This window comes from Streptomyces olivochromogenes (genome assembly GCF_001514115.1).
Taxonomy (GTDB): domain Bacteria; phylum Actinomycetota; class Actinomycetes; order Streptomycetales; family Streptomycetaceae; genus Streptomyces; species Streptomyces olivochromogenes.
Genome location: NZ_KQ948481.1, coordinates 1,142 through 24,818, shown reverse-complemented (window position 1 = coordinate 24,818; position 23,677 = coordinate 1,142). Strand labels below are relative to the sequence as shown.

Below are 23,677 nucleotides of genomic sequence, written 5' to 3'. Positions count from 1 at the left end.
GTGGATACTCCGCTCTTCAGGGCGGAGAGGAAACGGACTCCTGCGGAGCCGGGCGAGGGGCTGTGATTCGCCGCCGGGACGGATCGCAGTGCCCTGACCCGCAGGTGGCCTTTACGGATAGCCGTACTAGTTTGTGAGCGTGACCACGAACCACGTGAAGCGGGCGTTCAAGTACCGCTTCCACCCGACCCATGCGCAGGCGGCCGAACTGTCGCGCACGTTCGGGTGCGTGCGGAAGGTCTACAACCTGGCACTCGCCGCCCGTACCGAGGCATGGGCGCGGCAGGAGCGGGTCAACTACAACCAGACCTCGGCGATGCTGACGGCGTGGAAGAAGACCGGGGAACTGGCCTACCTCAACGACGTGTCGTCGGTGCCGCTTCAGCAGACGCTGCGGCACTTGCAGGCCGCCTTCACTAACTTCTTCGCCAGGCGGGTGAAGTATCCGCGCTTCAAGTCCCGTAAGAAGTCCCGCAAGTCGGCCGAGTACACCAGCAGTGCGTTCCGCTTCCGCGACGGGAAACTGACACTGGCGAAGATGACCGAACCGCTGGCCGTCGTGTGGTCGAGACCGCTGCCCGAGGGCATGGCCCCTTCCACCGTGACCGTCTCGCAGGACGCGGCGGGCCGCTGGTTCGTCTCCCTGCTGTGCGAGGACCCGTCCGTGCGGCCGCTCCCGGCCACCGGTCAGGCCGTCGGTGTCGATGTCGGCCTGGACCACCTGCTGACCCTCTCGACCGGGGAGAAGATCGCCAACCCCCGGCACGAGCGCCGGGACCGCACCCGCCTCGCCAAGGCCCAGCGCAACCTTGCCCGCAAGGCCAGGGGTGAGGGCGCCAACCGCAGGAAGGCCCGGCTCAAGGTCGCAAAGATCCACGCGCGGATCGCCGACCGGCGCCGCGACATGCTGCACAAGCTGACCACTCGGCTCGTCCGTGAAAACCAAACGATCGTGATCGAGGACTTGACCGTGCGCAACATGGTCAAAAACCGGATCCTGGCCCGTGCCATCAGCGACGCGGCATGGGCGCAGTTCCGGGGCCTTCTGGAGTACAAGGCCGCCTGGTACGGGCGGGAAATGATCGCGGTGGACCGCTTCTTCCCCTCGTCCAAGCTGTGCTCCCACTGCGGCACCTTGCAGGAGAAGATGCCGCTCAGCGTCCGTACCTGGACGTGTGACTGCGCAACGACCCACGACCGGGACGTGAACGCGGCGAAGAACCTTCTGGCTGCCGGGCTGGCAGTGTCCGCGTGTGGAGCTGGTGTAAGACCTCAACGGAGAACTCCGGGCGGGCAGTCGGCGACGAGGCACGAACCCTCACGGCGCGAGCCGTGAGGATCCCCTCGTTCACGAGAGGGAGAAGTCAAGACGATATCTGCACCTTGCTGTGGTCGCCGAGGATGAGCCGGTGGGCGGCGGGGACCCGGGGTGCGGGGGTCACCTCCACGTTGCGTCCGATGATCGAGGCCTCCACGCGGCGGGCGCCGCGTACCGAGGAGCCGTCCAGGACGATGGAGAACTCGATCTCGCTGTCGGTGATGCGGCAGTCGTGGGAGATGGAGGTGAACGGGCCGACGTAGGAGTCGGCGATCACGCTGCCGGTGCCGATGACGGCCGGGCCCACGATGCGCGAGCCGCTCACCCGGGCGCCCTCGTCGATCTGCACCCGCCCGATGATCTCGCTGGTGTCGTCGACGTCGCCCTCGATGCGCGGCTCGGTGTGCTCCAGGACGGAGCGGTTGACCTCCAGCATGTCGCCGACGTTCCCGGTGTCCTTCCAGTAGCCGGAGATCGTCGTGGAACGCACGTCGCACCGCTGGTCGATGAGCCACTGCAGGGCGTGGGTGATCTCCAGCTCGCCGCGCCAGGAGGGCTTGATGGCGCGGACGGCCTCGTGCACGGCCGGGGTGAACAGGTAGACGCCGACCAGCGCGAGGTCGCTCTTGGGGGCCTTGGGCTTCTCCTCCAGCCCTGTGACCCGTCCGTCCGCGCCGAATTCGGCGACCCCGAACTGGCGCGGGTCGGAGACCTGGGTGAGCAGGATCTGGGCGGCGGGCCGCTGTACGCGGAAGGCGTCGACGAGGGAGGAGATGCCGCCCACGATGAAGTTGTCGCCCAGGTACATGACGAAGTCGTCGTCGGCGAGGAAGTCGCGGGCGATGATGACGGCGTGGGCCAGGCCCAGCGGCGCGTCCTGGGGGATGTAGGTGACGGTGAGGCCGAACTTGGAGCCGTCGCCGACGGCTTGCATGATCTCGTCGGCGGTGTCCCCGACGACGATCCCGACCTCGGTGATGCCCGCGTCCGCGATCGCTTCCAGGCCGTAGAAGAGCACCGGCTTGTTGGCCACGGGCACCAGCTGCTTGGCGGATGTGTGGGTGAGGGGGCGCAGGCGGGTTCCGGCCCCGCCGGAGAGTACGAGAGCCTTCATGAAGGTGAGGCTAGGAGCGGGCACTTGAGCCGGGATGGGGGATGGGACGCGCCCACAGGCCCCCTCCAGGGCGGCTCGAGAGGCGGTGGGGATCCTCGGGTGACACGGCGGGGCGGGCGGCTGCGCCTGCCCGCTTCGGTGACGCGAGCCCAGGAAGGCTTGAGGCATGGCAGACAACCACCGTGAACTCGTCCAGCGCTTCGTCGACATGATCAACGCTCATGACGTGAGCACCATGAGCGAGCACACCGCGCCCGGGCACATCGACCACAACCCGGTCGTGGAGGACGGCATCGAGGCGAACACGGCGTTCTGGGAGCAGATCTTCGCCGCGTTCCCCGATGTCAAGGTCGTCACCCACGACCTGGTCGTGGAGGGGGACCGCATCGCCGGCCGTTTCGAGTACTCGGGCACCCACCAGGGCACGTTCTTCGGCGTCGAGGCCACCGGGCGGCCGCTGAACTTCCAGTCGATCGACTTCTGGCGGGTCGAGGACGGGCTGCTGGCCGAGCACTGGGACCAGCTGGACATGGCGGGGCTGTTCCGCCAGCTCGGCGTCGACATCCACGCCGGCCAGGACGGCCGGTAGCCGCAGGCGGGCGCAGGCGGGCGGCCCGGCGCGCACCGTGTGCGCGCCGGGCCGCCCGTGCGTGAGCCCGTCCGCGTGCCGTCTATAGGGGGCCGGGGCGGGCCGCGGCCTGTTCGACGGCGTCGGTGAGCCGGGCGTGGGCGAGGAGGGCCTCGGTGTGCGGGGTGAAGTCCTCGCGGTCCAGGATGGCCCGGGCGAAGACGCCGGCGATGTGGGTGAAGTGGGTGTCCGGGGCGAGGCGGATCTCGCGGACGGCGCCGCCCTGTTCGACGTGCAGGACGGGGACGTGCTCGTCGGGGGTGCTGAAGGCGCGTTCCAGGCGCAGCCGTCCCTGGCTGCCCCACAGGTCGTAGCCGCTGCGGTAGGCGTGTTCGACGCCGTAGGCGAGCTGGGCGGTGGCCCCGGAGGCGGCGGTCAGCAGGGCGCCGCCGGCGGGCGCCGGCCCGTGCGCGGTGGCGGGGCTCACGTGTGCGCCGGCCACCCGCAGGTGCGGGCCGAGGAAGAGCTGGGCGGCGCGCAGCGGGTAGGCGGCGACCTCGGGCAGGGTGCTGGCCCGCCGCAGGGTGCCGGCGGCATCGCGGCGCAGCGGGATGCCGAACTCGGAGCCGAACAGGCGCAGTTCGCCGATCAGCCCGTCGTCGAGCAGCTGCCGGACGCGGGCGTGCTGGGAGTGGTGGAGGAACATGAAGCTCTCCATCAGCAGCAGGCCGCGCTCGCGGGCGAGGGACACCGCCTTGTCCGCGTCCGCGAGGCGGGCGGCGAACGGCTTCTCGCACAGCACGTGCTTGCCGGCCTCAAGGGCCCGCAGGGTCCACTCCACGTGCAGTTCGGGCGGCAGCGGCAGGTAGACGGCGTCCACGTCGTCGCGCTCCAGCAGCCCGGCGTAGCCAGCCACCGGCGTGCCGCCGAACCGGCCGGTGAACGCCCGCGCCTTCGCGAGGCTGCGGCTGGCGATCGCGGTCACCTCGACGAGCGGCTGGCGGGCCATCGAGGGCAGCATGCGCCGCTCGGCGATGTCCGCGCAGCCCAGCACCCCGATCCGCAGGACGCCCGCTCGTTGTGTGCGCACGGGCCCGTTCACCGGGCGTACGCCCCGCCGCGGGCCCAGGCCGCGCGCAGTCCGCTCAGCAGGGTCCGGGCCTCGATGTTGAGGTAGTTGCTGTGCCGCAGCAGGGCGGACAGCTGGCCGACGGTCACCCACAGGAAGTCCCCGGGCACGTCGACGGGGAACTCGCCGCCCACTTCCATCAGGACGTAGCGGTTGCCGGCGTGGTGGAAGCGGCCGCCCTCCTCGGACTGCACGGTGTCGTACAGCAGTGTGCCGGGAGCGGCGCGCAGGACGAGGTCGAGGTAGCGGGGCCGGCGGGTCGGCGGCAGGGTCAGGGCGCGGCCGGGCTGGCACTGCACGGTGGGGCCGAGTTCGGCCACGTCCAGGACGCCGGCCTCGGAGCGGGCGTGGGCGAGCAGGTGCGGCACGCCGCCGATGCGGCGTACCAGGAACGCCGACAGGCCCTGTTCGGCCGGCGCGAGCAGGGGCTGGGTCCAGCGGGTGACCTCGCGGTTGGCGGCGGCCACGGACGCGGCGATGACGGTGAAGTGGTGGCCGCTGTCGTGGGCGATGGCGTCCTCGGTGCGCCGCCAGTTCTGCACGGCGGCCAGCGGCATGCTGGTCTGCACGAGCTCGCGGTGGGCCTTGATCTCGGTGAGCCGGTTGAGGAGGTGCTCCATGCTGTGCAGCGGGGGTCCTTCGTCGGCGTACGAGGGGATCAGCGACAGCACGGTGCGGGCGTCCATGTTGACCACGTTCGACTCGCGCAGCAGCTGGTGGATCTGGCCGAGGGTCAGCCAGACGAAGTCCTCGTGGGCGGGGACGGGGCCGAGGGCCTCGACCACCATGTTCCGGTTGCGTTTGCGCAGGAACCAGGAGCCCTGTTCGGACTGCAGGGAGTCGAACAGCACCCGGGAGGCGGTCCGCGGCGGGGCGAAGTACTCGATGTAGTTCACCCGGGCGCCCTTGTGCACCCCGGTGTAGTTGCTGCGGGTGGCCTGCACGGTGGGGGACAGCTGCACGGTCTCGAGGTTGCCGGGTTCCATCTTGGCCTGCATCAGGCAGTGCAGGACGCCGTCGAACTCCTTGACGACGATGCCCAGGATGCCGATCTCGGGCTGGTTGATGATCGGCTGCGACCAGGACGCGGCGTGCCCCTCCCACTCGGCGCGCACCTGCAGGCCCTCCACGGAGAAGAACCGGCCGCTGTCGTGCACGAGGTTGCCGGTGGAGTCCGCAAAGCGCCAGCCGACCAGGTCGCGGAAGGGGATGCGCCGCACCTCGTAGCGGTTGGTGCGGCGCTGTTCGGCGAACCATTCGCGGAAGACCGGATTGGGCGTCACCGGGCTGTCCAGGGTCTGGGCCGACAGCGTGAAGCGCCGCCCCAGCCGGGTGAGGGCGCCCGGGGGCACCGCCTGGGTGATGGTCATCAGTCGTGACTCCTTCGCCGTGTGCCGCGCGCCCGGGGCCAGGCCGCCGCCACGACGATCCGCCAGGGCGATCGGCCGTGACTGGAGAGCGCCTCGAAACGCCCCGCACGCCCGCTCGAACCCCCGCACCTGCCGCTGCTACTTCTCCTGTCACTGCTAGACAAAGGGTGGGGGCGTCCCTACCGTGGTGCGGTATGAGAATCCTCTTTGCCAGCGCGGGCAACTTCGGGCACGTGTATCCCCTGCTTCCCTTGGCGAAGGCCGCGCGCGCCGCGGGCCACGAGGTCGCTTTCGCCACCGGCGAGCAGCTGCACCCGGCCCTGCGGGCGGCCGGCCTCGAGCCGGTGGCGGCGGGCCGCTCGGTCCCCGAGGCGTTCATGGAAGCAGTACGCGGCAGTGCCTGCCTCGAACACGGCGAGGGCGACGGCGACCTGGGAGCCCAGGACGTGCCGCCCGAGGTGCTGGCCGACCTGCATGTGAAGGTGTTCGGCTCGGTGCTGCCCCGCTGGGTGGCCGCCGACCTCGCCCCCGTCCTGGCCGGCGGGAGCTTCGACCTCGTCGTCTACGAGGCGCTCAACCCCGGCGCCGCCTTCGCCGCGCACCTGGCGGGCGTGCCCGCCGTCGCGCACGGCGTGGGCGTGATGGCGATGGGCCCCGAGGAGGCCCGCATCCAGGAGGAACTGCTGGCCACCGCCGCCGACCTGGGCGTGCGCGTGCCCGGCGGCCAGCTGCTGGCCCTGGCCCGCACCTACATCGACATCTGCCCGCCCTCCCTGCAGGACCGCGGCTTCCTGGCCGCCCCGCTGCCCCGCGTCGAGCAGCGCCCCGTCGCCTACGGCGAGCCGGGCGAACTGCCCGCGGCCATCCGCGGCGCGGACGGCCCCTTCGTCTACCTGACCCTGGGCACCGCACTGGGCTCGGTGGACGTCCTGCGCACGGTCATCGAGGGGCTGCTGCCGCTCGAGGTGCCGGTCCTGGTGGCCACCGGCCCGGTGGTGGACGTCGCCGACCTGGGCGAACTGCCCGAGCGGGTGGTGGCGGCCGCGTGGGTGGCCCAGCCCGAGGCACTGAAGCGGGCGGCACTGGTCGTCCAGCACGGCGGCGCCGGCACCACCCTGGCCGCGCTCGCGGCCGGACTGCCCCAGCTGATCCTCCCGCAGGGCGCCGACGGACCCGCCAACGCCGCCGCCGTACGCGACGCGGGCGCGGGCGAGGTGGTCCACGCCGCCGACCTGTCGGCCGGCGCGGTCACCGCACAGGCCCGCCGCATCCTGGGCGACGAGACCTACCGCGACGCGGCCCGCAAGGTCGCCACCGAGATCGCCTCCATGCCCGCCCCCACCGAAACCGCCACCCGCCTCCCGCAGTTCACGACCTGACAGCAGCCACGCCCCCGGGCACCTGCCCCCCGGCCCGCGAGTGCCCGGTCCCGGCCTGCGGGTGTCCGGCCGCGGGTGCCGGGTGCCAGATGTCCGGCCCGGTGTGCCTGGCCCCGGTCTGCGGGTGTCCGGCCGCGGGTGCCAGGTGCCGGATCCCCGGTCCGGTGTGGCTGGTCCCGGCCTGCGGGGGCCTGGTTCCCGTCCCCAGGGCGGGGCTCGGCCCCCCCCGGCCCGGGACCGCGGGCCGGGCTCCCGGGGGTGGGGGCAAGGTGCCCGGGGCTCCTGGCCCCGCCTCCGGGGCGCTCACTGCCACCCCCGGGGGGCCCGTCCGTAGAAGGAGTGACTCCCGCTCCGCCGCAGGACCGACTCCCGCACGCCGGGAGGGGATGGCTCCCGCTCCCGGGAGCCATCCCCTCCCCGGGGCCCTGGTCCGCCCGGCCGAGTCCGCCTCGGGTGCGTGTCCCGCCCAACCCCCGGAGGGATACGCACCCCGCCCCCCGGGCGCCGGCCCGCCGGCCGCCCGGGCACCGGCTCCGGTGCGCGCGTGCATTCCCCCGGCACGCGCGCACCGGACGCCCCCGCCGCCGTACGGACACCCCCTAGGGGAGCGGCAGGGCAAGGCCGCGCGCGCCGGCCGGGGCGGGCAGCAGGTCGTCGACCGGGGTGTGCGGGGGCGCCGCCGTCAGCGCGGCCAGCGTGGCGCGCAGCTCGCGGGCCAGCCGCACGGCCCGCGTGCGGGAGAGCACCGCGGGGGCGAACTCCAGGCGCAGCAGCGGGTCTTCGCGCCAGCGCAGCACGGTCAGCGCGGCGTCCGCCGTGACGGCGCCCGCGTGCCCGTGGTGGAAGCGCGCGCTCAAGGCGCCCGCCCACGCGCGCGCGGGCAGCAGCTCGTCGCGGGCCGCGAACGTCACCGGTGTCAGGACGGGCCGGGAGCGGTCCGGGCGCACCCCGAGCTCGCGCGCCAGCTCGGCGGTGTCGAGGTCCGCGCAGCCGAGGGCCTCGCTGAACGCGCAGGCGACCCCGCGCAGGAAGTAGTCGACACCGCCCTCCAGTTCACAGCCCACCGGCACCGTCGCCGAACACGGCGCGAGGGTGCCCAGCAGCGCCGCCGTGGCACGGCGCGGCACCTCGCAGCCCACCAGCAGCCGCTCCAGGCCCGCGCGCCGGCCCACGGCCAGCGCCCACGCCGCCAGCAGCACCGTGCCGTGCGGCACACCGGCCCGCCGGGCCGTCGCATCGGCCGCGTCCCGCAGCCGCACGTCGAGGCCGACCTGCAGGCGCTCGCCGCGGACATCGAACACGGCGGGCCGCGGCGCACCCTCCGCCAGGTCCACGGCGGCGGGAAAACCGCGCAGCCGCTCGGCCCGCTCGGCCGCCGCCCGCAGCCCGCCGGGCCGGGCAGCCACCGCGGCGCGCCCCGCCGTGTCCGGCCCGGGACGCACCGCCCGCACCAGCGGGCGCCGGTGCACGGCACGGTCGTAGTCGGCGAGCAGTTCCTGCCACAGCAGCGCGGCCGACCAGCTGTCGGCCACCGCGTCGTGGTACACGAACGACAGCAGATGCGCACCCCCGGCCAGACGGCTCAGGGCGAAGACGAGCGGCGGCCGGCCCGGCCGGCCGACCAACTGCCGCGCCCGCGCGGCCAGATACCCGTGCACCGCCGCCACCGGGTCCCCGCCCCCGCCCGCTCCCGCCAGAGTGACCAGCGGCGGGGCGCAGGCGGCGAGAACCCGCCGCACCGGGCCGTGCGGCGCGTCCGCGAACACGGTCCGCAGGCCCTCGTGCCGCGCACCGAGAGCGGCGAGCACCCGGCGCAGCGCGCCCGCGTCGAGCGGCCCGGCCAGCTCGGCACTGAGCACCCGGCACACCGCACCGGCACCCGCCGCCCGCTCGGCGGCCAGCGCCGCCCGCTGCCCGGGCAGCAACGCCCGCACCGCGCCCGCGGCCGGGACGGGCACCGTGGCCGGGACGGGCACGGCCCGGGCCAGGACGTCCGCCAGCGGGGCGGGACCCAGCAGCTGTGCCAGGTCCACGGCCAGGCCCAGCTGCCGGCCGGCACGCGCCTGCAGCCGCACGGCCTGCGCGAGGCCGCCGCCCAGCGTGATGAAGGGAGAACCCGCGGCCCCGGCCGGCAGGGTGCGCCGGTCGCGGCCGATGACGTCCGCGGCCAGGTCGAGCAGCTCCTCCAGGGGAGTCGGGGTCAGCATGGGGTGGCCCTCTCTGTGGGCAGTCGTGCCCCGATGCTGGCGCCCGTGCCTCGAAGACCGCTCGAACCCGCCCCGCACAGAGCCGCCGTTCCCGTACGGCAGCAGCCGATTTCAAAGGCAGGGACTCTATCACTGACAGTTGGATTTTCGCCGAAAGTGCTAAAGTCCGGTCCATGACGCCCCGAGAGCGACGCCTTCGCGAGCAGGCCCAGCGCCACCGGCTGATCCTCACCACAGCCCGCGAGATGGCCGAGTCCGAAGGCTGGGACTACGTCACCACACGGCGCCTGGCGGACCGTATCGAATACAGCCAGCCAGTGCTCTACCAGCACTTCAAGAACAAGGACGCCATCGTCCACGCGGTCGCCCTGGAAGGCTTCGCCGAACTCGCCGCCGCGCTGCGCACCGCCCGCGAGGAAGCCGGTGACCCGCAGGAGGCACTGGGCGCGGTCGCCCGCGCCTACGCCGACTTCGCCGAGCGCGGACCGGTCCTCTACGAGGCCATGCTCACCCTCGACCCGGGCGAGGACATCGGCGAGAACACCACCGGGGCGGCCGGCACGCCGGCGCCGCTCGCGGACGTCCTCGCCGAGATCGCACAGGCCGTCGAGCCCCTCGCGGCCGGCCGCGACGGCGAGCTGCTCGCGGAGGTCCTGTGGAGCGCCTGGCACGGCCTGGCCGCCCTCACCCGGGCGGGCCGCCTGCGCCCGGATCCGGCGCGCCAGCGGCTGGCCGCCCTGACCGACGCGCTGCTGGGCCCGGCGGCCCAGCCCGTCTGACACGAAGGGCCCAGCCCGTCCGGCCCGGCGGGACCGGTCCCTCCGGCCCCGAACAGCGGCCCGGTCCGCCAGGACTGGGACTGCGGCCCCTCCGTCCGCCGGGACGGCGGCCCGGCCCGGCCGGTCCAAGACGGGCCGGATACGTCCGGGCCGCAGCCGGTCCGGCCCGCACTCCCGGCCCGGACTCTCAGACGGGGCTCTTGGCCGTCTCCTTCTCCTGCTCCGGCTCGGCGGGGCCCGCCCCGGCGGACTCGTTCAGCCGCTTGCCGAGCAGCACGAACAGCAGGATGAGTCCCACCGTGAGCAGGATGTGCCCGAGGCCCGCGGTCAGCAGCACCGCCTCGGGGACATGGTCACCGAGCACGGTCTCGGTGCCGTGGACGAACATCATGGCGACGGTGATCGCGATGCCCACGTTGTAGAACCAGAAGAAGTACGTGAACAGTTTCGTCCCGGACAGGGTGAACTGCTTGTCCAGGGCGAGGACGATGAGGAAACCCATCATGCCCAGCGCGAGCAGATGGGTGTGCATGAGCGCCAGCTGGGTGTCGCCGGTGAAATCGTTGGCTTTGGTGAACTCCCGGTAATACAGCCCGGAGATCACTCCCAGGATCATGTAGACGTGTGCCGCGTAGTACGACTTCCGCATCCCCGTGCTCGCTCCCTGCCGGTCAGTGCTGGTCAATTCAGGCTCCGCCGGGGGCCATTGAAGCACTCCGGAACGAACGCTTCGCCCGATTCGGGAGATCGTTCGAGCCCCTCTCGAGCAGCTCTCGAGGACCTCTGCGGCGCCCCGGGCCAGGCTGGGGCGCCGAGGTTCGTCCACGCAAAGCCCACACAGACGAAAGGCACCCCTATGAGGCACTCCCGTACGGTCGCGGCCGTCGCCGCGGTCACCGGACTCTTCCTGGCCGCCGCGGGCGCGGCGAGCGCACAGGTCACACCCGGACCCGTCACCCCGCCGTCCCCCAAGGATCCGGAAGAGGCCGTATGACACACCTCCGCAGCGCCTGCGGCGGGCCGGCGTCCCGCTGCCGCCGGCGGCCCGGGGCCTGAACGCCGTCCTCCCCTCCCTGCCGTCGTGCTGAGGGAAGGTCACGGACACGCCCTGACCGGTACGGCGGCCGGCGGGACAGACACCCCCTGCGAGCCGGTGCCCCAGCGGCGCGGCCCACGCGCCGGAGAACCGAACGTGCCGCTCTCCGTTCCGGGGCCGCACCCTGACAAGGCGTCAGGGTCGGTTCAGGGTGGGGGCAGGGGCGTCACCGATGGTGGTCGGCGGGGGATGGACAGCAGGCTGATGGCCATGCCGAACACCACTGCCGATCAGCCCCGCTTTCCTCTCGCCCGCCGCGCCGCGGTCTCCTTCGCGGGTGTCGTCGCCCTGACGGGGCTTGCGGGGGCGTACACGCCGAGCTTCGCGTACGCCGAGCCGCCTGCCCCCGCCGATACGGCTGCCGTCGCGCAGCCCGCGGCTGATTTCAGTGACTGTCCGGCCCTCCCCGCCGGGGTCGACCCGGCCCGCTGGCGGTGCGAAGTGCACACCGCCGCACCGCGGTTGACGGTGGGCAAGGTCACCGTGGCTCTCGCTCCGATCACCATGACGCACGCCGAGGGTCCGCTCCCGGACGGCGCCAGAGGGCAGGTGTGGGGTGCGATGCACAGCGCGCCGACCGCCGTTTTGGGCGGGGTGTCCGGTACGGCGCAAGGTGAGCGCGCGCGGCGGCCGAGGCTGGCGATCCAGCCGGAGTACGGCGGCCGGTCCGACTTCTACACCGGGCAGTTCAGCCTGCGATTCAAACTGATGAGCCCACGGCTGCCGCAGGGCTGCACCATCGGCGCCGGTGCACCGGTCGACTTCCAGCTGAAGCGATCGGGCCCGTCGCAGTGGATCTCCACGAACCCGCCGCTGATCAGGTTCTCGGCGTACGACGACACCTTCGCCGCTCCTGCCGCTGAGGACTGCGGGCCGATGGCCGGACCGCTCAACCGGCGGCTCGGGCTCCCGGCGCCGGGCGGGAATCTGATGACGTACGACGCGACCTACACCTTCAAGACCTACGACCGGCTCCCGACGCGCTGACGGGCGGCACGAGACGCATACAGTCGCCCTGCCGAGCCGGCTCCCCGCATGCCCGAAAGGCGCGCTTTGACAGCATAAAGGTGGGGAGTCACCCTGGAAACCATGGAAACCGAATCAGTTTCCCCAGTTTCCGAGAGAGGCGGACAGCGTGCCGACGTGATCGCGGAGGCGGCCGGCCGGCTGTTCTTCGCGCCGGGTTCCGTGCGGGTGAGCATGGACGACCTCGCCCGTGAGCTCGGGATGAGCAAGAAGACGATCTACCGCCATTTCCCGGACAAGCGCAGCCTGCTGGCCGCGGCGCTGGACCGGCAGTTCGCGGCGGTGGAGCGCACGCTGGCGGCGGCGGCCGAGGACACGCAGGGGCAGCCGTTCGGTGCGCGGGTCCAGCGGTTTCTGCTCGCGGCGGGCAGCGAGCTCGGGCGGATCGGCGCGGCTCGGCTCGCGACGGGACGGGGCGACGCGGTGCTGCGCCAGTACGTGGAGCAGTGCGTGGACGCGGTGGTCTACCGGCGGCTCGACGAACTGTTCCGGGACGGGCACCGGCAGGGACTGCTGTCGGCGCCGCCCGAGCTGCTGAGTGAGATCACCCGCGGCGCGCTGGAGCGGCTGCTCACCTCGCAGCTGCCGCGCGAACTGGACCGGACCGCGGCCGATCTGCTGCGGGCGGGCGTCGACACCGTGCTCTACGGGGCGATCCGCTCCGCAGACCCCGCACACCCCGGACACTCCGGCATCGGCGATGAACAACTGCGCGCGGTCATGCCGAGAGCCCGCGACGAGGAGCAGGAGGTGGGCCCGTGACCGGGACAGGCGGCAGGGTGGCCTTGGTGACAGGGGCCAGCAGCGGAATCGGCGCGGCCACCGCACGCCTCCTGGCCGCCCGGGGGATGCGCGTGGTGGTCAACTACCTCCGCAGCGGCACGGCGGCCGGGGAGATCGTGGCCGGCATCGAGGCCGCGGGCGGCCGGGCCCTGGCCGTACAGGCCGACGTGCGTGAGGAGGCGGCGGTCGAGGACATGGTCGGGCAGGTCCTGGCGGCATGGGGCGGCATCGACGTGCTCGTGCACAACGCGCTCATCCCGTATGCGGTCAAGTCGTTCCAGGACATGACGTGGGAAGAGCTGGGCGGCAAGCTCGACGCCGAGATGCACGCGGCGTTCGCGGTCACCAAAGCCGTCCTGCCCGCCATGACCGAACAGGGCTGGGGACGCATCATCTACATCGGCACCGGCCTCAGCCGCCGGCCCCGGGATCACATGATCGCGCTGGGCACCTCCAAGGCCGCACTGGAGCAGTTCGCCCGCTACCTCGCCCAGGAACTGGGACCGCAGGGCATCACGGTCAACATCGTCGCGCCCGGCCCGGTGGAGGACACCCGCATGGCCCACATGACGGATGTGTTCGACAACGAGCACAAGCAGCGGCAGGTCGCCGCCACCCCCCTGGGCCGCCTGGCACACCCGGACGACGTCGCCCAGGCGGTCGCCTTCTACGCCGGCGAGGACAACGCCTTCATGACCGGCACCACGGCCGCGGTCAACGGCGGCATGTCCATGTACTGACATGTACTGACGCCCCGCTGTCCTGGACACGATCAAGGGACACGTTCATGTACACGGTCGATCTCGCCTACGTCGGGCGGGGCCTGCACGAGGAACTGGTCGCCCACATCGCCGACCAGCAGGGCTACTACGCCGACGAGGGCGTCCACGTCGCACTGCACGACGGCTGCTCCTGGGACGAGGAGCGGCTGCGCCGCGGCGCCACCGTCGGGCTCGGCCGGGCACTGCTGTCCCGGCTGACCGACGGCATCCCCTGGGTCGCACTCCAGGTCAACACCACCCGCCCGCTGTTCTGGTTCCTCGCCCGCCCCGGCCTGGCCTCGCTGGCCGACCTGGCCGGCCGGCGGCTGGCGGTACACGCTCCCCGCACCGCACCCGGGTGCTTCACCCGGATCGTGCTGCGCCGGGCCGGCCTCGACCCGGACCGCGACATCCGCACCGTCGTCCGCCCGCCCGGCGACTACGGCATGGACCTGCGCCGGCTGCACGACGGCAGCATCGACGCCGCTCTGGTCGGCAGCACCATGGCACCGGAGGCGATAGCCGCCGAGTACGGCTGGCAGGTACTGGCCTGGGTCGGCGGCCACTTCCAGATCCCCACCGTCGGCGTGGCCGTCGACCCCACCTGCACCGACCCGGACGACCCCGCGGTCCGGGCCGTCGTACGAGCCCACCGGCGCGCCCTGCAGGTGATCCACGGCGAACCCGGCACCACGGTGCGGCACATGCAGACGTTCCTCGGCCGGCACACCGCGGACGAGGTCCGGGCCCACTACGAGACGTTCATCGCACCGTATTTCACCACCGGCGGCCAGGCCGACCCCGCCGTCGGCGCCGGCGCGATCACCGCGGTCGCCGCCGAACTCGGCGTCCCCGCCACCGTCACCGCGGCCGAGTTCTACCGCACCGCACCCTAGGAGCCCACCCCCCCGAGGACCGGGCTCTGCCCGCCCCGGGAGCGCAGGCCGGAGAGCCACCCGGGCTCACCCGGCCACCGGCACCGGCATCGCCGCGGGTGCGGGCGCGGGCCGGCGGGCGGCGGGGGAGAGGGCGGCGTGTTCCCCGGTTCCGGCCGGGGCGAGCGGCGGCCTGGCCCCGCCGCCCAGCCGGCTCAGCGCGGCGGCGGGGGCGTCAAGGGCGGCCTCGATCAGGGCGGCCAGCTGCCCGGTCAGATGGGCGGCGGCCGTCTCGCCGACGGCGTCGTACTGGTAGGCGGCGGTGACGGCGATGCCCGCGGGCGCGCCGGCCGGCGTGTGCCGTTCGGTCAGGATCAGGCCGAGGGCCGCGGCCCGCAGGGGGAGCAGGGGCGGGGCCGCCCGCACGGTGAGCCCGGCCGCCTCGTACGCCTCGCCGCTGTCCGCCAGGACGCTCAGCGCGATGCCGCCGGGCCGGGCCAGCGCCGCGGTGCCGGCACGGTAGGCGGCGAGGTCCGCGGCGCGCACCCGGCGCAGCAGCGCGGTGAAGGCCGGGTCGCCGGAGGTGTCCACGGACAGGGCCAGTACCCGCCCGTAGGGGCCCACGGCCCGGCGCAGGGCGGCGCTGTCACGGGCCGGCACCGGCGCGGCCACGGTGATGTCGGGGCCCGCGCCGAGCCGGGTGAGCAGGGCCGCGAGCGCGGCGTGCACCACCATGAACAGGGTGGCGCCCTGCGCGGCGGCCAGCCGGGCCAGCCGCTGGTGCAGGCCGGCGTCCCAGTCGAGGGCGAGGCGGCCGACGCGGGCGTCGGCCGGGGCGGGCCGGCTGCCCGGCGGCACGGTGGGCGCCAGGTCGCCGGCCCTCGCCCGGGGCGCCGCCTCGGGCACCGGGCCCTCCCAGCGCGGCGGCCGGCCCGCGGCCCGTGCCCGGTAGGCCAGGGCGAGTTCGGCGGCCAGCGGGGTGTGCGACCACAGGTCGACCAGGTCGGCCGGGAGGGTCAGCTCCAGCAGGTGGTCCCCGGCGGCCAGGGCGCGCAGCCGGGTGCCGGCCGAGCCCAGCCGGCTGTTGCGCAGCGCCCCGTGACGGTCCCCCACATCTCCCAGCGCCTCCTGCAGCGCCCCCGCGTTCAGTGCCCCGCGCAGCCGCAGCGGCAGGACCGCGCTGCCCTCCCCGTCGAGGGCCCCGTCGTGTGCCCCGGCGGGCCCGGTGGCGGCGGCCGGCCGCTCGCCGGCCGCCGCGGCGAAACGGGCCGGGGTGGGCGCCTCGTGCAGGGCGCGGTCGTCCAGGCCGGCACCCAGCACCCGGCGGGCCCGGGCCAGCAGCCGGGCCGCGGCCGCGGGGTGCCCGCCGATACGGAAGAAGTCGGAGTCGGCGTGGACGGTGCGCCGCGGCACGCCGATCGCCTCGGCGAACAGGTCGCGGACGATCTCCTGCAGGGGAGTGCCGGGCGGTTCGGCGCCGGACGCGGGCGGCGCGGCGCGCTCGGCGCCGCCCTCGCCGCTGCCGCCCGCGCCCCGCGGCAGCGCCGTCAGCGCCGTCAGCGTCGTCGGTGCGGAGGGGACCAGGCGGTCGGGCGGCTTCGGACCGGAGAGTGACATCGCGGCTCGCTCCTTCGACAGCGGCTACAGAAGGAAGGCTTGGCAAAACCTTGCCAAGATCCTGGCAACGGGATCCTGAGGGGCCGTCTCGAACCACTGGAGCACCACTCGAGCCCCTGCCCCGGCGCCCCGATGACGCGACGAGACCGTGTTCCCCAAGGGCGATGACCGATACCGGCCCCGGTAGAGCCGTACCGGCGTGAGGCGGCAGGGCCGCAGCGGACGGAGCCGCATTTAGTTTCAAATGAGACCGTATCGAACGAACCGACGGCGGTAATGTGGCCCCATGAACGCCGACGTTCCCCACCGGACCACCCCCTCACGTGTGACCGACCGCCCCGGGGACGCTTCGCCCTTCGCTCTCGGCCTGCTGCTGCGCCGGGCGCACTGGCGCGCGGCCGCGGTGATGGAGGAGGCGCTTCGGCCGCTCGGCATCGAGCTGCGGCATTTCGCCGTGCTGATCGTGCTGGTCGACCGCGGGCCCACGGTGCAGCGGGACCTGGCGGCGGCGACGGGGTCGGACAAGGCGGGAATCATGCGGGTCGTGGACGACCTGGAGCGCAGGGGGCTGGCCGTACGCAAGAACGTTCCGGGGGACCGGCGGGTGCGGGCGGTGGAGATCACGCCTGAGGGCGTCGAGCTCTTCGACGCGGCTCATGTGGCAGCGGCGCCGCTGGCCGAGCGCCTGGTTGCCGAACTGGGACCCGGCGAGCCCGAGCAGTTGACGGATCTGCTGACCCGGTTCGCCCACCCCGCGGGCGGCGAGGCGTAAGCACGCCCGCGTCGCGTCCATGGCCCGGGGGTTACGCGGCGAGGCGCTCGGCGAGCTGTCTGGCCTTGGCGGCCGCGTCCTCGAAGGCGCGCTTGCGGGAGGCCTCGTAGAGGGGGGCGGCTCGGACATGGCCGCTCTGCGGGGGGCCATGGTGAGTTCGGGGACGATGAAATCGAGGTCCAGGCCGAGGGAGTCTCGCCCGCGGTGCGGCCCAGCAGGAGCACGTTGTCCAGTCACGCCTTGAGGGCATGGGGGCGCCGATCAGGACGGCGTCCGCCCGCTCCGGCTCCTCGATGAGCTTCACGCGCGCGGCGAACGCGGCGGACTGCTCCGGGGTCTGCTCGCACGGGGCGGCGTATCCGGCGGACCAGGCGTTGGCGGTGATGTGCGGGACAGGGGCGGCGGCGAGGTCGCGGTCGATGACGGTGCCCTGCGGGTGCCGCTCCTCCCAGGCCCTGCGGAAGGCGTCCGCGACCGACCGGGGCGAGGGGGACCAGGGGCAGGGGGATTTGGGCGAGGAAATAGTTAAACATGAGATGATATCGGGTGATACTATCTTGAGTGAAACGAAAGTGCCGCGTCGAGCGGAGGGAGGTGGGCGATCGTGGACGTCTACGAGGCGGTCACGACCCGGCGGGCGGTGCGCGGATTCACCGACCGGCCTGTCCCGGGGGAGGTGCTGGAGCGGGTGCTGTCCGGCGCCGCTTGGGCACCGTCGGGATCGAACCTCCAGCCGTGGCACACCTACGTGCTGACCGGCGGACCACTGGCCGAACTCAAGAAGCGCGCCGGCGAGCGCCTGGCCGCGGGCGACCCCTGGGACGAGCCGGAGTACGAGCAGTACCCGCCCGCACTGAAGTCCCCGTACCGCGAACGCCGATCCGCCTTCGGCGAGCAGCGCTACGGCGCACTCGGCATTGCGCGCCAGGACATGGAGGCGCGCCAGAGGGCCGCTTCCGCGAACTGGGACTGTTTCGGCGCCCCCGCCGCTCTGTTCTGCTACATCGACCGCGACCTGGGCGTGGCCCAGTGGTCCGACGTCGGCATGTATCTGCAGACCGTCATGCTGCTGCTGCGCGCCGAAGGGCTGCACAGCTGCACGCAGATGGCGTGGGCGAAGTACCGCAAGACCGTCGCGGAGGTCCTGTCACCCCCGGACGAGCTCATCCTCTTCTGCGGCATGTCGATCGGCTTCGAGGACGTCACGGTGGATTACACCCGTACGGGCCGGGCGCCGCTCGACGAGACGGTCACGTTCGTCGGCGATTAGTCAACTACCGGGCCGGTATCCCGTCGGCGCTCAGGCCACGGCCCAGGGGCCCAGGTCGCGCGTGCGGCGGGCGGCCGCGGCGGGCCGGCTCTCGTCCCATGCCGGGGCCAGCGCGGCGGAGAGGATGCCCCAGAGATGGCCGGCGGTCAGGGCGTGCACCGGGACGACGATCTGGCCGGCGAGGCTGACGCGGAACGCGGACTCCAGCGCGCTGACGATGCCGATGAGCGCCATGGAGTCCAGCCCGTAGGCCTCCATCGGGATGTCGGCGGCAGGCTCCTTGTCCTTGCCGAGTCCCGGCAGGCCCTGGCGCAGGACGTCCTCGAATTTCGCGTTCCACGGTGCGTGGGCCATTGGGCGACTTCCTTCCGGGACACGGGAGAGGCGAAGCGGTGCTCCGGGCAGCACCGTGCCGCGTCCCGCTCGAGTTGCCGTGGACGCCCGCTCAGGCCGCAGGCCCGCCCCGGGACATGACCGAAGCCCCCGCCACGGTGCTGCTGCCGGCGGGGGCCTCACGGGTTCGGCGGGTGGTCCGGTGGGTGGTGGTCCGGTGGACGTCGTACGGGGAGCGGCGGGGGAGCGTTCCGCGGGCGGCGCGCGACGGGGCGGCCGCGCGAGGGCGGGCGGCACCCTCAGACGGCCGCGCTGCCGCCCGCGACCGGCCAGCCGATGTCGTCGGTGGCGGAGACGGTGGTGGCGGTGGTCTTGGGCCAGCCGATGTCGCCGTTCGCCGAGACGACGGTGACCTTCGGCCAGCCGATGTCGTCGGTGGCGGAGGCGGTGGTGGCGGTGGTCTTGGGCCAGCCGATGTCGCCGTTCGCCGAGACGACGGTGACCTTCGGCCAGCCGATGTCGTCCGTGGCGGAGGCGGTGGTGGTCTTGGGCCAGCCGATGCTGCCCTCCGCGGAGGCGGCGGAGACGGTGCCGGCCGTCCTCGGCCAGCCGATGGAGGAGGAGGCGGTCGTGGTGCTCGCCGCCTTGGGCCAGCCGATGCCGTCCGCGGCGGTGCTGATGCCGCCGGCGGTGAGTACGGCGGAGGCGACGGCGGCGGTGACGGCGGTGACGGCGAGGCGGGCGACGAGGTTCTTCATGACAGCTCCTCCGTGGCAATGAAGCGAATCTGCGTTGGTAACTTCTTGCCAAGAAGCTTGGCAACGCCTCCTCGGGATCTGCTCGGTATTCGCTGGAGATGGGCTGGAGGCCGGCGAGAGACGCCGTACCGCCTGCGCAGATGCCTGGCAAAGTTTGTCAAACACCCCGCTCCGGGGGCCGTGCGGAGCCGAACCCGAGGGGGTTGAACAGCACTTTCGCGGCCCCTCCGCTAGAGCGTCGCCGGAGCCCCCGTTGCCATCACGGCCTCACGCTAGGCAATGTATTGCCAAGCAAGTTGGCAATATTTGGCGACAGCGGGGGAGGCCCCGGAAATGAACGCGACGCCGTCATCCACGGACCACAGGGACCACACGTACGGCACGGACCACGCGTACGGCACGGACGACCGCACGGAGCCCGCCGACCAGGAGGGCCGGACGGTCCACCTGGACACGGCGGGCTGGGGCACCATGCCCGCCGCCGTCCGCGCACTCGTCGCCGACTGCGCGAGCCGCGAGGACCGCTACGGCCCGCACGAGCTCGAGGAGGACCTCGAGGACGTCCTGCGCACCGAGGTCCACGAGCGCCTCGGCGCTCTGCTCGGCGTCCCGGCCGCCGACACCGTCGTCGTCACGGACGCCGCCGGCGCCTTCGACGCGCTGGTCTCCCGCCTCGCCCCCGGCCGCGGCGAGCGCGTCTGGACGACCCCTTATGAGAGCGCCGCCCGCCTGACCGCCCTCTACGCCCTGCGCGACCGCACCCGCTGCACGGTGGAGGTCGTCCCGCTGCGTGAGGACGGGGACCTGGACCTGGAGTGGATGGCCCGGCACATCGACGACGACGTCGCCCTCGTCTCGGTCGTCCACGTCCCCTCCGGCTGCGGAATCGTCAACCCGGTCGAGGAGATCGGGCAGATCCTCGCCCCGTACCGGTGCGTGTACGCCGTCGACGCCTCCTACTCCGCCGGCCAGCTCCCCGTGGATGCCGGGCGCATCGGCTGCCAGCTGCTCACGGGGGACGGCTGGCGGTTCCTGCGCGGCCCGTACGCCGTCGGGTTCGCCTTCCTGGCGCCCCGGCTGCGTGCCGCGTTCGAGGACGCCTCCGCCCACCGCCCCCTGCCGCCGAACGCGGCCGTCGCGGGCCTGAACGCCGCCCTGGCCCACCACACGGCCACCACTGCCGCGGCTTCCACCGACGGGCCCGCCGGCCTGGCCGGGCAGGGGCTCCTGCCCGCCCTGCGCGCCGCCGTCGAGGAGTGCCCCGGCACCGAGCTGATCGCCCCGGGCCGGGTCCAGTCCGCCATCCTCGCCTTCCGTCACCGCGACCTGCCCGCCGCGCTCGTCCGCCGCCGGCTGGCGGCCCGCGGTGTCGTCCTGTGGAAGACGGTCGCGCAGGAAACCCCGCTCCACCTGCCCCGCTCCGGCGCCACCACCGCCCTGCGCGCCTCCCTCGGCCCCGACACCACCCCCCAGGACATCGCCCGCTTCGGCCGCGCCCTGCGGGAAGTCGTCCGCGAGGAGACCGCCGGTGCGCAACGCCCCCGCCCCACCCGCACCCCCACCCCCACCCCCACTCCCGCCCTCGCCTCTGCCCCGGCCCCGGTCCCGCCTCCGGGCCCCCGGCCCCGGCCGTCCGCCCGCCGCCACCTGACCCTGTGCCCCACGCCCTGACCCTGACCCCGGCCCCGAACCCGGCCCCGAACCCGAAGGACGCGTCCGGGACGCCCGTCCGCGGACCGGCCGTGATCAAGCGCCCGGAGAAAGCGCTGGATAGAATTCGGGCATGGGTGAGCGGCCCGTCCACACGGCTGCGCCGGGACCCGCTCCGGGAGTCGGTTCCGGCGGCGCGGGGGGCTGTCCCGGGGCGCTCGCACGGTGGGCCGGCGGCGGTGTGTGATGGGTACGGCGTCGGGGGGCATGGAGCTGTACTCCGGCCGGGCCTCGGGCCTGATCGGGGCCCAGATCGCGGGCTACCGGGTGGAGCGCGAGATCGGCCGTGGGGGCATGGCCGTCGTGTACTGCGCCAAGGACCTGCGTCTGGACCGTACGGTCGCGCTGAAACTGCTCGCCCCGGAACTGGCCCGCAACGACACCTTCCGGCGCCGCTTCACGCACGAGTCGCTGGTGGCCGCCGCCATCGACCACCCGCACATCGTGCCGGTCTTCGAGGCCGGTGAGACGGATGGTGTCCTGTACATCGCCATGCGGTACGTCTCGGGGCTGGATCTGCGGGCCCTGCTCGACCGGGACGGCCCGCTGCCGGTGACGACCGCGCTGCGGATCGCCGGGCAGGTGGCGTCGGCGCTGGACGCGGCCCATGAACACGACCTGGTGCACCGGGACGTCAAGCCCGGCAACATCCTGGTGGCCCGGGGCACGGACAGTGATCATCCCGAGTACGTGTACCTCACGGATTTCGGGCTGACGAAGAAGTCGCTGTCGCTGACCGGGTTCACGACCGTCGGCGAGTTCGTCGGCACGCTCGACTACGTGGCCCCGGAGCAGATCTCGGGCCGCCCCGTGGACGGCCGGTGCGACCTGTACGGCTTCGCCTGCGTCGTCTACGAAACCCTCGCGGGCGCCCCGCCCTTCCAGCGGGACGACGACATGGCGCTGCTGTGGGCGCACCAGTACGACCAGCCGCCGCCCCTGAGCGAGCAACGGCCGGGCATCCCGCCGGCGCTGGACGGCGTGCTGACCAAGGCCCTGGCGAAGGTCCCCGAGGACCGTTACGACTCCTGCCTGGAGTTCGTGGCGGCCCTGCGGGCCGCCGCGGGCGGTGCGGGCGCCGCTGCCGCTGTCGGCAAGGACGTGCACGCGCCGACCCAGGTGGTCCCCGCGGTCGCCGAAGCCGCGCGGGCACCCGATCCGGTGCCCGATCCGGTGCCGGAGCCGGTGCCGGATCCGCCGGGGTGGGCCCGGCCGGTCTTCGGCCGTACCCCCGGATAGCCGCACGCCGTACACCCGGTCGGGGTACGCCGTACGCCCGTCCGGCCGTACGCCGCCGCGCCCCCGGTCCGGCCCTGTCCGCTCCTGCCGGGTGCGGGGCCGTCGGCTTGCGAGGTGTGCGGGACGGCCGCACACAATGGTGTGAAGAGGAACCGACGGGCGGCGGGCGCGGGGCCGACGGCAGGAGGTTGTGTTGCGGGTTTCCTGAGGCTGTGCCGCTGGCCTGTGTGCCGCAGGCCCCGATGCCGGGAGTGGAGCTCGTGAGCATCGAACCGTCGTCGTCCCAACCGTCGTCCGACCGTCCCAAAGGTCCTCCGTCGGGGCCGCTGGCGGGACCTTCCCAGCCGGACCGGCCCACACCCCCGGACGCCGAAACCCGCCCCGGCGGCGGACGGTCGGGGCCCCCGCCCCCGCCGCCCGGCGGACCCGGCGGCGGGGGCGGCGACGAGGGCCCGCACCACCCGTGGTGGAAGTCCGCGCCCCGGGTGGCCGTGGTCGCCACCGCCATCGTGGCGGCGGTGGCCCTGATCCTGGTGTTCACCCGCTCCGACGACACCTCGAACCAGCAGCGGGGCGAGGTCTTCCTGCAGTCCGCCGGGAGCACGGGCGCGGACCCGTTCACGGAGTCGACCGCGAAGGAGGGCACCGCGCCGACGGCGACACCCTCGCTGCCCTCCACGGCCACGGGCACGGGCACGGGCACGGGCACGGGCAACGCGGTACGGAGCGTGAACGGCGACGCCCCCGGCCTCTACGGCGGGACACGCAACGTCGCCAGCTGCGATGTGGAGAAGCAGATCACCGCCCTCAAGGCGGCCCCGTCGAAGAACGCGGCCTTCGCCTCGGTGCTGGGCATCCAGCCCTCCGCCGTCCCCGGCTATCTGCGCACCCTCACCCCCGTACAGCTCCGGGCGGACACCCGGGTCACCAACCACGGCTACCGCAACGGTTCTGCCACCAGCTATCAGGCCGTGCTGCAGGCGGGCACCGCCGTCCTGGTCGACGACCGCGGAGTACCGCGGGTGCGCTGCGCCTGCGGGAACCCGCTGACACCGCCGGCCGCGCAGCAGGCTGCCGACCCCAAGCCGGTGGGCCAGTCGTGGTCCGGCTACCGGCCCTCGCACGTGGTCGTCGTCGCGCCGGCGCCCCGCCCGGTGGAGAAGTTCGTCGTGGCGGGCCACAAGAAGGGCGAATGGTTCACCCGGGACCAGGGCGACCACCGCGGCCGGCACGACAAGAAGACGACACCGCCCCCGCCCCCGCCGCCACCGAAGCCGTCCACGCCGGGCAGGGACCAGACACCCTCGAACGGCAACACCTCACAGGGACCGAGCAAGCCGTCGGAGTCCTCCGAGTCGGGCAAGCCGTCGAAGTCGTCGGAGTCGGGTAAGCCCTCCAAGCCCTCCAAGCCGTCCGAGTCGGGTAAGCCGTCGAAGTCCTCGGAGTCGGGCAAGTCCTCGGAGTCGGGTAAGCCCTCCAAGCCGTCGGAGTCGGGCAAGCCGTCGAAGTCCTCGGAGTCGGGCAAGCCGTCGAAGTCCTCGGAGTCGGGCAAGCCGTCGAAGTCGTCAGAGTC

At 73.5% G+C, this 23,677-nt stretch carries 22 protein-coding genes and 1 pseudogene; 14 read left to right on the top strand and 9 right to left on the bottom strand.

Features of this window, described 5'->3' with window-relative positions; all coding sequences use genetic code 11:
• The first annotated feature begins 139 nt into the window (after nt 1–139).
• Nucleotides 140–1,336, top strand: coding sequence for an RNA-guided endonuclease InsQ/TnpB family protein (locus AQJ27_RS45770; protein WP_096240522.1), 1,197 nt, complete (start codon nt 140–142; stop codon nt 1,334–1,336).
• A 28-nt stretch (nt 1,337–1,364) separates the two neighbouring features.
• On the opposite strand, the gene AQJ27_RS45765 is transcribed toward AQJ27_RS45770, so the two are convergent.
• The gene (locus tag AQJ27_RS45765; RefSeq protein ID WP_067383413.1) at nt 1,365–2,432 is read right to left on the bottom strand and encodes a glucose-1-phosphate thymidylyltransferase; all 1,068 of its coding nucleotides are present in this window, start codon (nt 2,430–2,432) and stop codon (nt 1,365–1,367) included.
• A gap of 166 nt (nt 2,433–2,598) precedes the next feature.
• On the opposite strand from AQJ27_RS45765, the gene AQJ27_RS45760 reads away from it, so the two are divergent.
• Entirely contained in the window at nt 2,599–3,021 is a 423-nt protein-coding gene (locus AQJ27_RS45760; protein WP_067383410.1) for an ester cyclase, read from the top strand.
• Nucleotides 3,022–3,103: 82 nt separating this feature from the next.
• On the opposite strand, the gene AQJ27_RS45755 is transcribed toward AQJ27_RS45760, so the two are convergent.
• The gene (locus AQJ27_RS45755) at nt 3,104–4,090 is read right to left on the bottom strand and encodes a Gfo/Idh/MocA family protein (protein ID WP_235613932.1); all 987 of its coding nucleotides are present in this window, start codon (nt 4,088–4,090) and stop codon (nt 3,104–3,106) included.
• Nucleotides 4,091–4,098: 8 nt separating this feature from the next.
• Nucleotides 4,099–5,499 carry an NDP-hexose 2,3-dehydratase family protein gene (locus tag AQJ27_RS45750; RefSeq protein WP_067383407.1) on the bottom strand — a complete coding sequence of 467 codons (1,401 nt, stop codon included), beginning with the start codon at nt 5,497–5,499 and terminating at the stop codon, nt 4,099–4,101.
• Between the two features lie 194 nt (nt 5,500–5,693).
• Here AQJ27_RS45750 and AQJ27_RS60370 point away from each other — a divergent pair, with 194 nt between their 5' ends.
• Nucleotides 5,694–6,878 carry a glycosyltransferase gene (locus AQJ27_RS60370; RefSeq protein ID WP_067383405.1) on the top strand — a complete coding sequence of 395 codons (1,185 nt, stop codon included), beginning with the start codon at nt 5,694–5,696 and terminating at the stop codon, nt 6,876–6,878.
• A gap of 599 nt (nt 6,879–7,477) precedes the next feature.
• Here AQJ27_RS60370 and AQJ27_RS45740 read toward each other — a convergent pair.
• Nucleotides 7,478–9,085: a condensation domain-containing protein gene (locus tag AQJ27_RS45740; RefSeq protein ID WP_067383402.1), complete on the bottom strand. Its 1,608-nt coding sequence runs from the start codon at nt 9,083–9,085 to the stop codon at nt 7,478–7,480.
• A gap of 173 nt (nt 9,086–9,258) precedes the next feature.
• Between AQJ27_RS45740 and AQJ27_RS45735 the strand changes: the two genes are divergently transcribed.
• Nucleotides 9,259–9,864 (top strand): TetR/AcrR family transcriptional regulator, encoded by a 606-nt coding sequence (locus AQJ27_RS45735; protein WP_067383399.1) that lies wholly within the window; start codon nt 9,259–9,261, stop codon nt 9,862–9,864.
• Nucleotides 9,865–10,051: 187 nt separating this feature from the next.
• Here the strand turns inward: AQJ27_RS45735 and AQJ27_RS45730 are convergent, their stop codons facing one another.
• Nucleotides 10,052–10,549, bottom strand: coding sequence for a DUF2871 domain-containing protein (locus AQJ27_RS45730; protein WP_235613933.1), 498 nt, complete (start codon nt 10,547–10,549; stop codon nt 10,052–10,054).
• Between the two features lie 171 nt (nt 10,550–10,720).
• Between AQJ27_RS45730 and AQJ27_RS56960 the strand changes: the two genes are divergently transcribed.
• From AQJ27_RS56960 to AQJ27_RS45710, 5 genes are all read left to right on the top strand, one after another.
• Nucleotides 10,721–10,858, top strand: a complete 138-nt coding sequence (locus AQJ27_RS56960) for a hypothetical protein (protein WP_159055364.1) — start codon at nt 10,721–10,723, stop codon at nt 10,856–10,858.
• Between the two features lie 312 nt (nt 10,859–11,170).
• Entirely contained in the window at nt 11,171–11,947 is a 777-nt protein-coding gene (locus AQJ27_RS45725; protein WP_067383547.1) for a hypothetical protein, read from the top strand.
• Nucleotides 11,948–12,103: 156 nt separating this feature from the next.
• Entirely contained in the window at nt 12,104–12,748 is a 645-nt protein-coding gene (locus tag AQJ27_RS45720) for a TetR/AcrR family transcriptional regulator (protein ID WP_201264498.1), read from the top strand.
• Nucleotides 12,745–13,509, top strand: coding sequence for an SDR family NAD(P)-dependent oxidoreductase (locus tag AQJ27_RS45715; protein WP_067383393.1), 765 nt, complete (start codon nt 12,745–12,747; stop codon nt 13,507–13,509). The genes AQJ27_RS45720 and AQJ27_RS45715 overlap by 4 nt, the downstream gene beginning before the upstream one ends.
• Nucleotides 13,510–13,556: 47 nt before the next feature.
• Nucleotides 13,557–14,426, top strand: a complete 870-nt coding sequence (locus tag AQJ27_RS45710) for an ABC transporter substrate-binding protein (RefSeq protein ID WP_067383390.1) — start codon at nt 13,557–13,559, stop codon at nt 14,424–14,426.
• A gap of 66 nt (nt 14,427–14,492) precedes the next feature.
• Here AQJ27_RS45710 and AQJ27_RS45705 read toward each other — a convergent pair whose 3' ends face one another.
• Entirely contained in the window at nt 14,493–16,022 is a 1,530-nt protein-coding gene (locus AQJ27_RS45705) for a condensation domain-containing protein (RefSeq protein WP_067383388.1), read from the bottom strand.
• Between the two features lie 286 nt (nt 16,023–16,308).
• Here AQJ27_RS45705 and AQJ27_RS45700 point away from each other — a divergent pair, with 286 nt between their 5' ends.
• Nucleotides 16,309–16,794 carry a MarR family winged helix-turn-helix transcriptional regulator gene (locus AQJ27_RS45700; RefSeq protein WP_067383385.1) on the top strand — a complete coding sequence of 162 codons (486 nt, stop codon included), beginning with the start codon at nt 16,309–16,311 and terminating at the stop codon, nt 16,792–16,794.
• Nucleotides 16,795–16,825: 31 nt separating this feature from the next.
• Here AQJ27_RS45700 and AQJ27_RS53720 read toward each other — a convergent pair.
• A pseudogene (locus AQJ27_RS53720) lies at nt 16,826–17,335 on the bottom strand (NAD(P)H-dependent oxidoreductase).
• 63 nt (nt 17,336–17,398) lie between these two features.
• On the opposite strand from AQJ27_RS53720, the gene AQJ27_RS45695 reads away from it, so the two are divergent.
• The gene (locus AQJ27_RS45695) at nt 17,399–18,064 is read left to right on the top strand and encodes a nitroreductase (RefSeq protein ID WP_067383382.1); all 666 of its coding nucleotides are present in this window, start codon (nt 17,399–17,401) and stop codon (nt 18,062–18,064) included.
• 30 nt (nt 18,065–18,094) lie between these two features.
• Here AQJ27_RS45695 and AQJ27_RS45690 read toward each other — a convergent pair whose 3' ends face one another.
• Together AQJ27_RS45690 and AQJ27_RS56955 are read right to left on the bottom strand one after the other, a co-directional pair.
• Nucleotides 18,095–18,418 (bottom strand): acyl carrier protein, encoded by a 324-nt coding sequence (locus AQJ27_RS45690; protein WP_067383379.1) that lies wholly within the window; start codon nt 18,416–18,418, stop codon nt 18,095–18,097.
• Nucleotides 18,419–18,696: 278 nt separating this feature from the next.
• The gene (locus AQJ27_RS56955) at nt 18,697–19,155 is read right to left on the bottom strand and encodes a hypothetical protein (RefSeq protein WP_067383375.1); all 459 of its coding nucleotides are present in this window, start codon (nt 19,153–19,155) and stop codon (nt 18,697–18,699) included.
• 333 nt (nt 19,156–19,488) lie between these two features.
• Here AQJ27_RS56955 and AQJ27_RS45680 point away from each other — a divergent pair, with 333 nt between their 5' ends.
• The 3 genes from AQJ27_RS45680 to AQJ27_RS45670 form a co-directional block, all read left to right on the top strand.
• Nucleotides 19,489–20,826 (top strand): aminotransferase class V-fold PLP-dependent enzyme, encoded by a 1,338-nt coding sequence (locus AQJ27_RS45680; protein WP_079065782.1) that lies wholly within the window; start codon nt 19,489–19,491, stop codon nt 20,824–20,826.
• A 246-nt stretch (nt 20,827–21,072) separates the two neighbouring features.
• Nucleotides 21,073–22,104, top strand: a complete 1,032-nt coding sequence (locus AQJ27_RS45675; protein ID WP_096240518.1) for a serine/threonine-protein kinase — start codon at nt 21,073–21,075, stop codon at nt 22,102–22,104.
• Between the two features lie 260 nt (nt 22,105–22,364).
• Nucleotides 22,365–23,677, top strand: a 1,313-nt coding sequence (locus tag AQJ27_RS45670; protein WP_079065788.1) for a DUF6777 domain-containing protein, incomplete at its 3' end; no start/stop codon positions are given.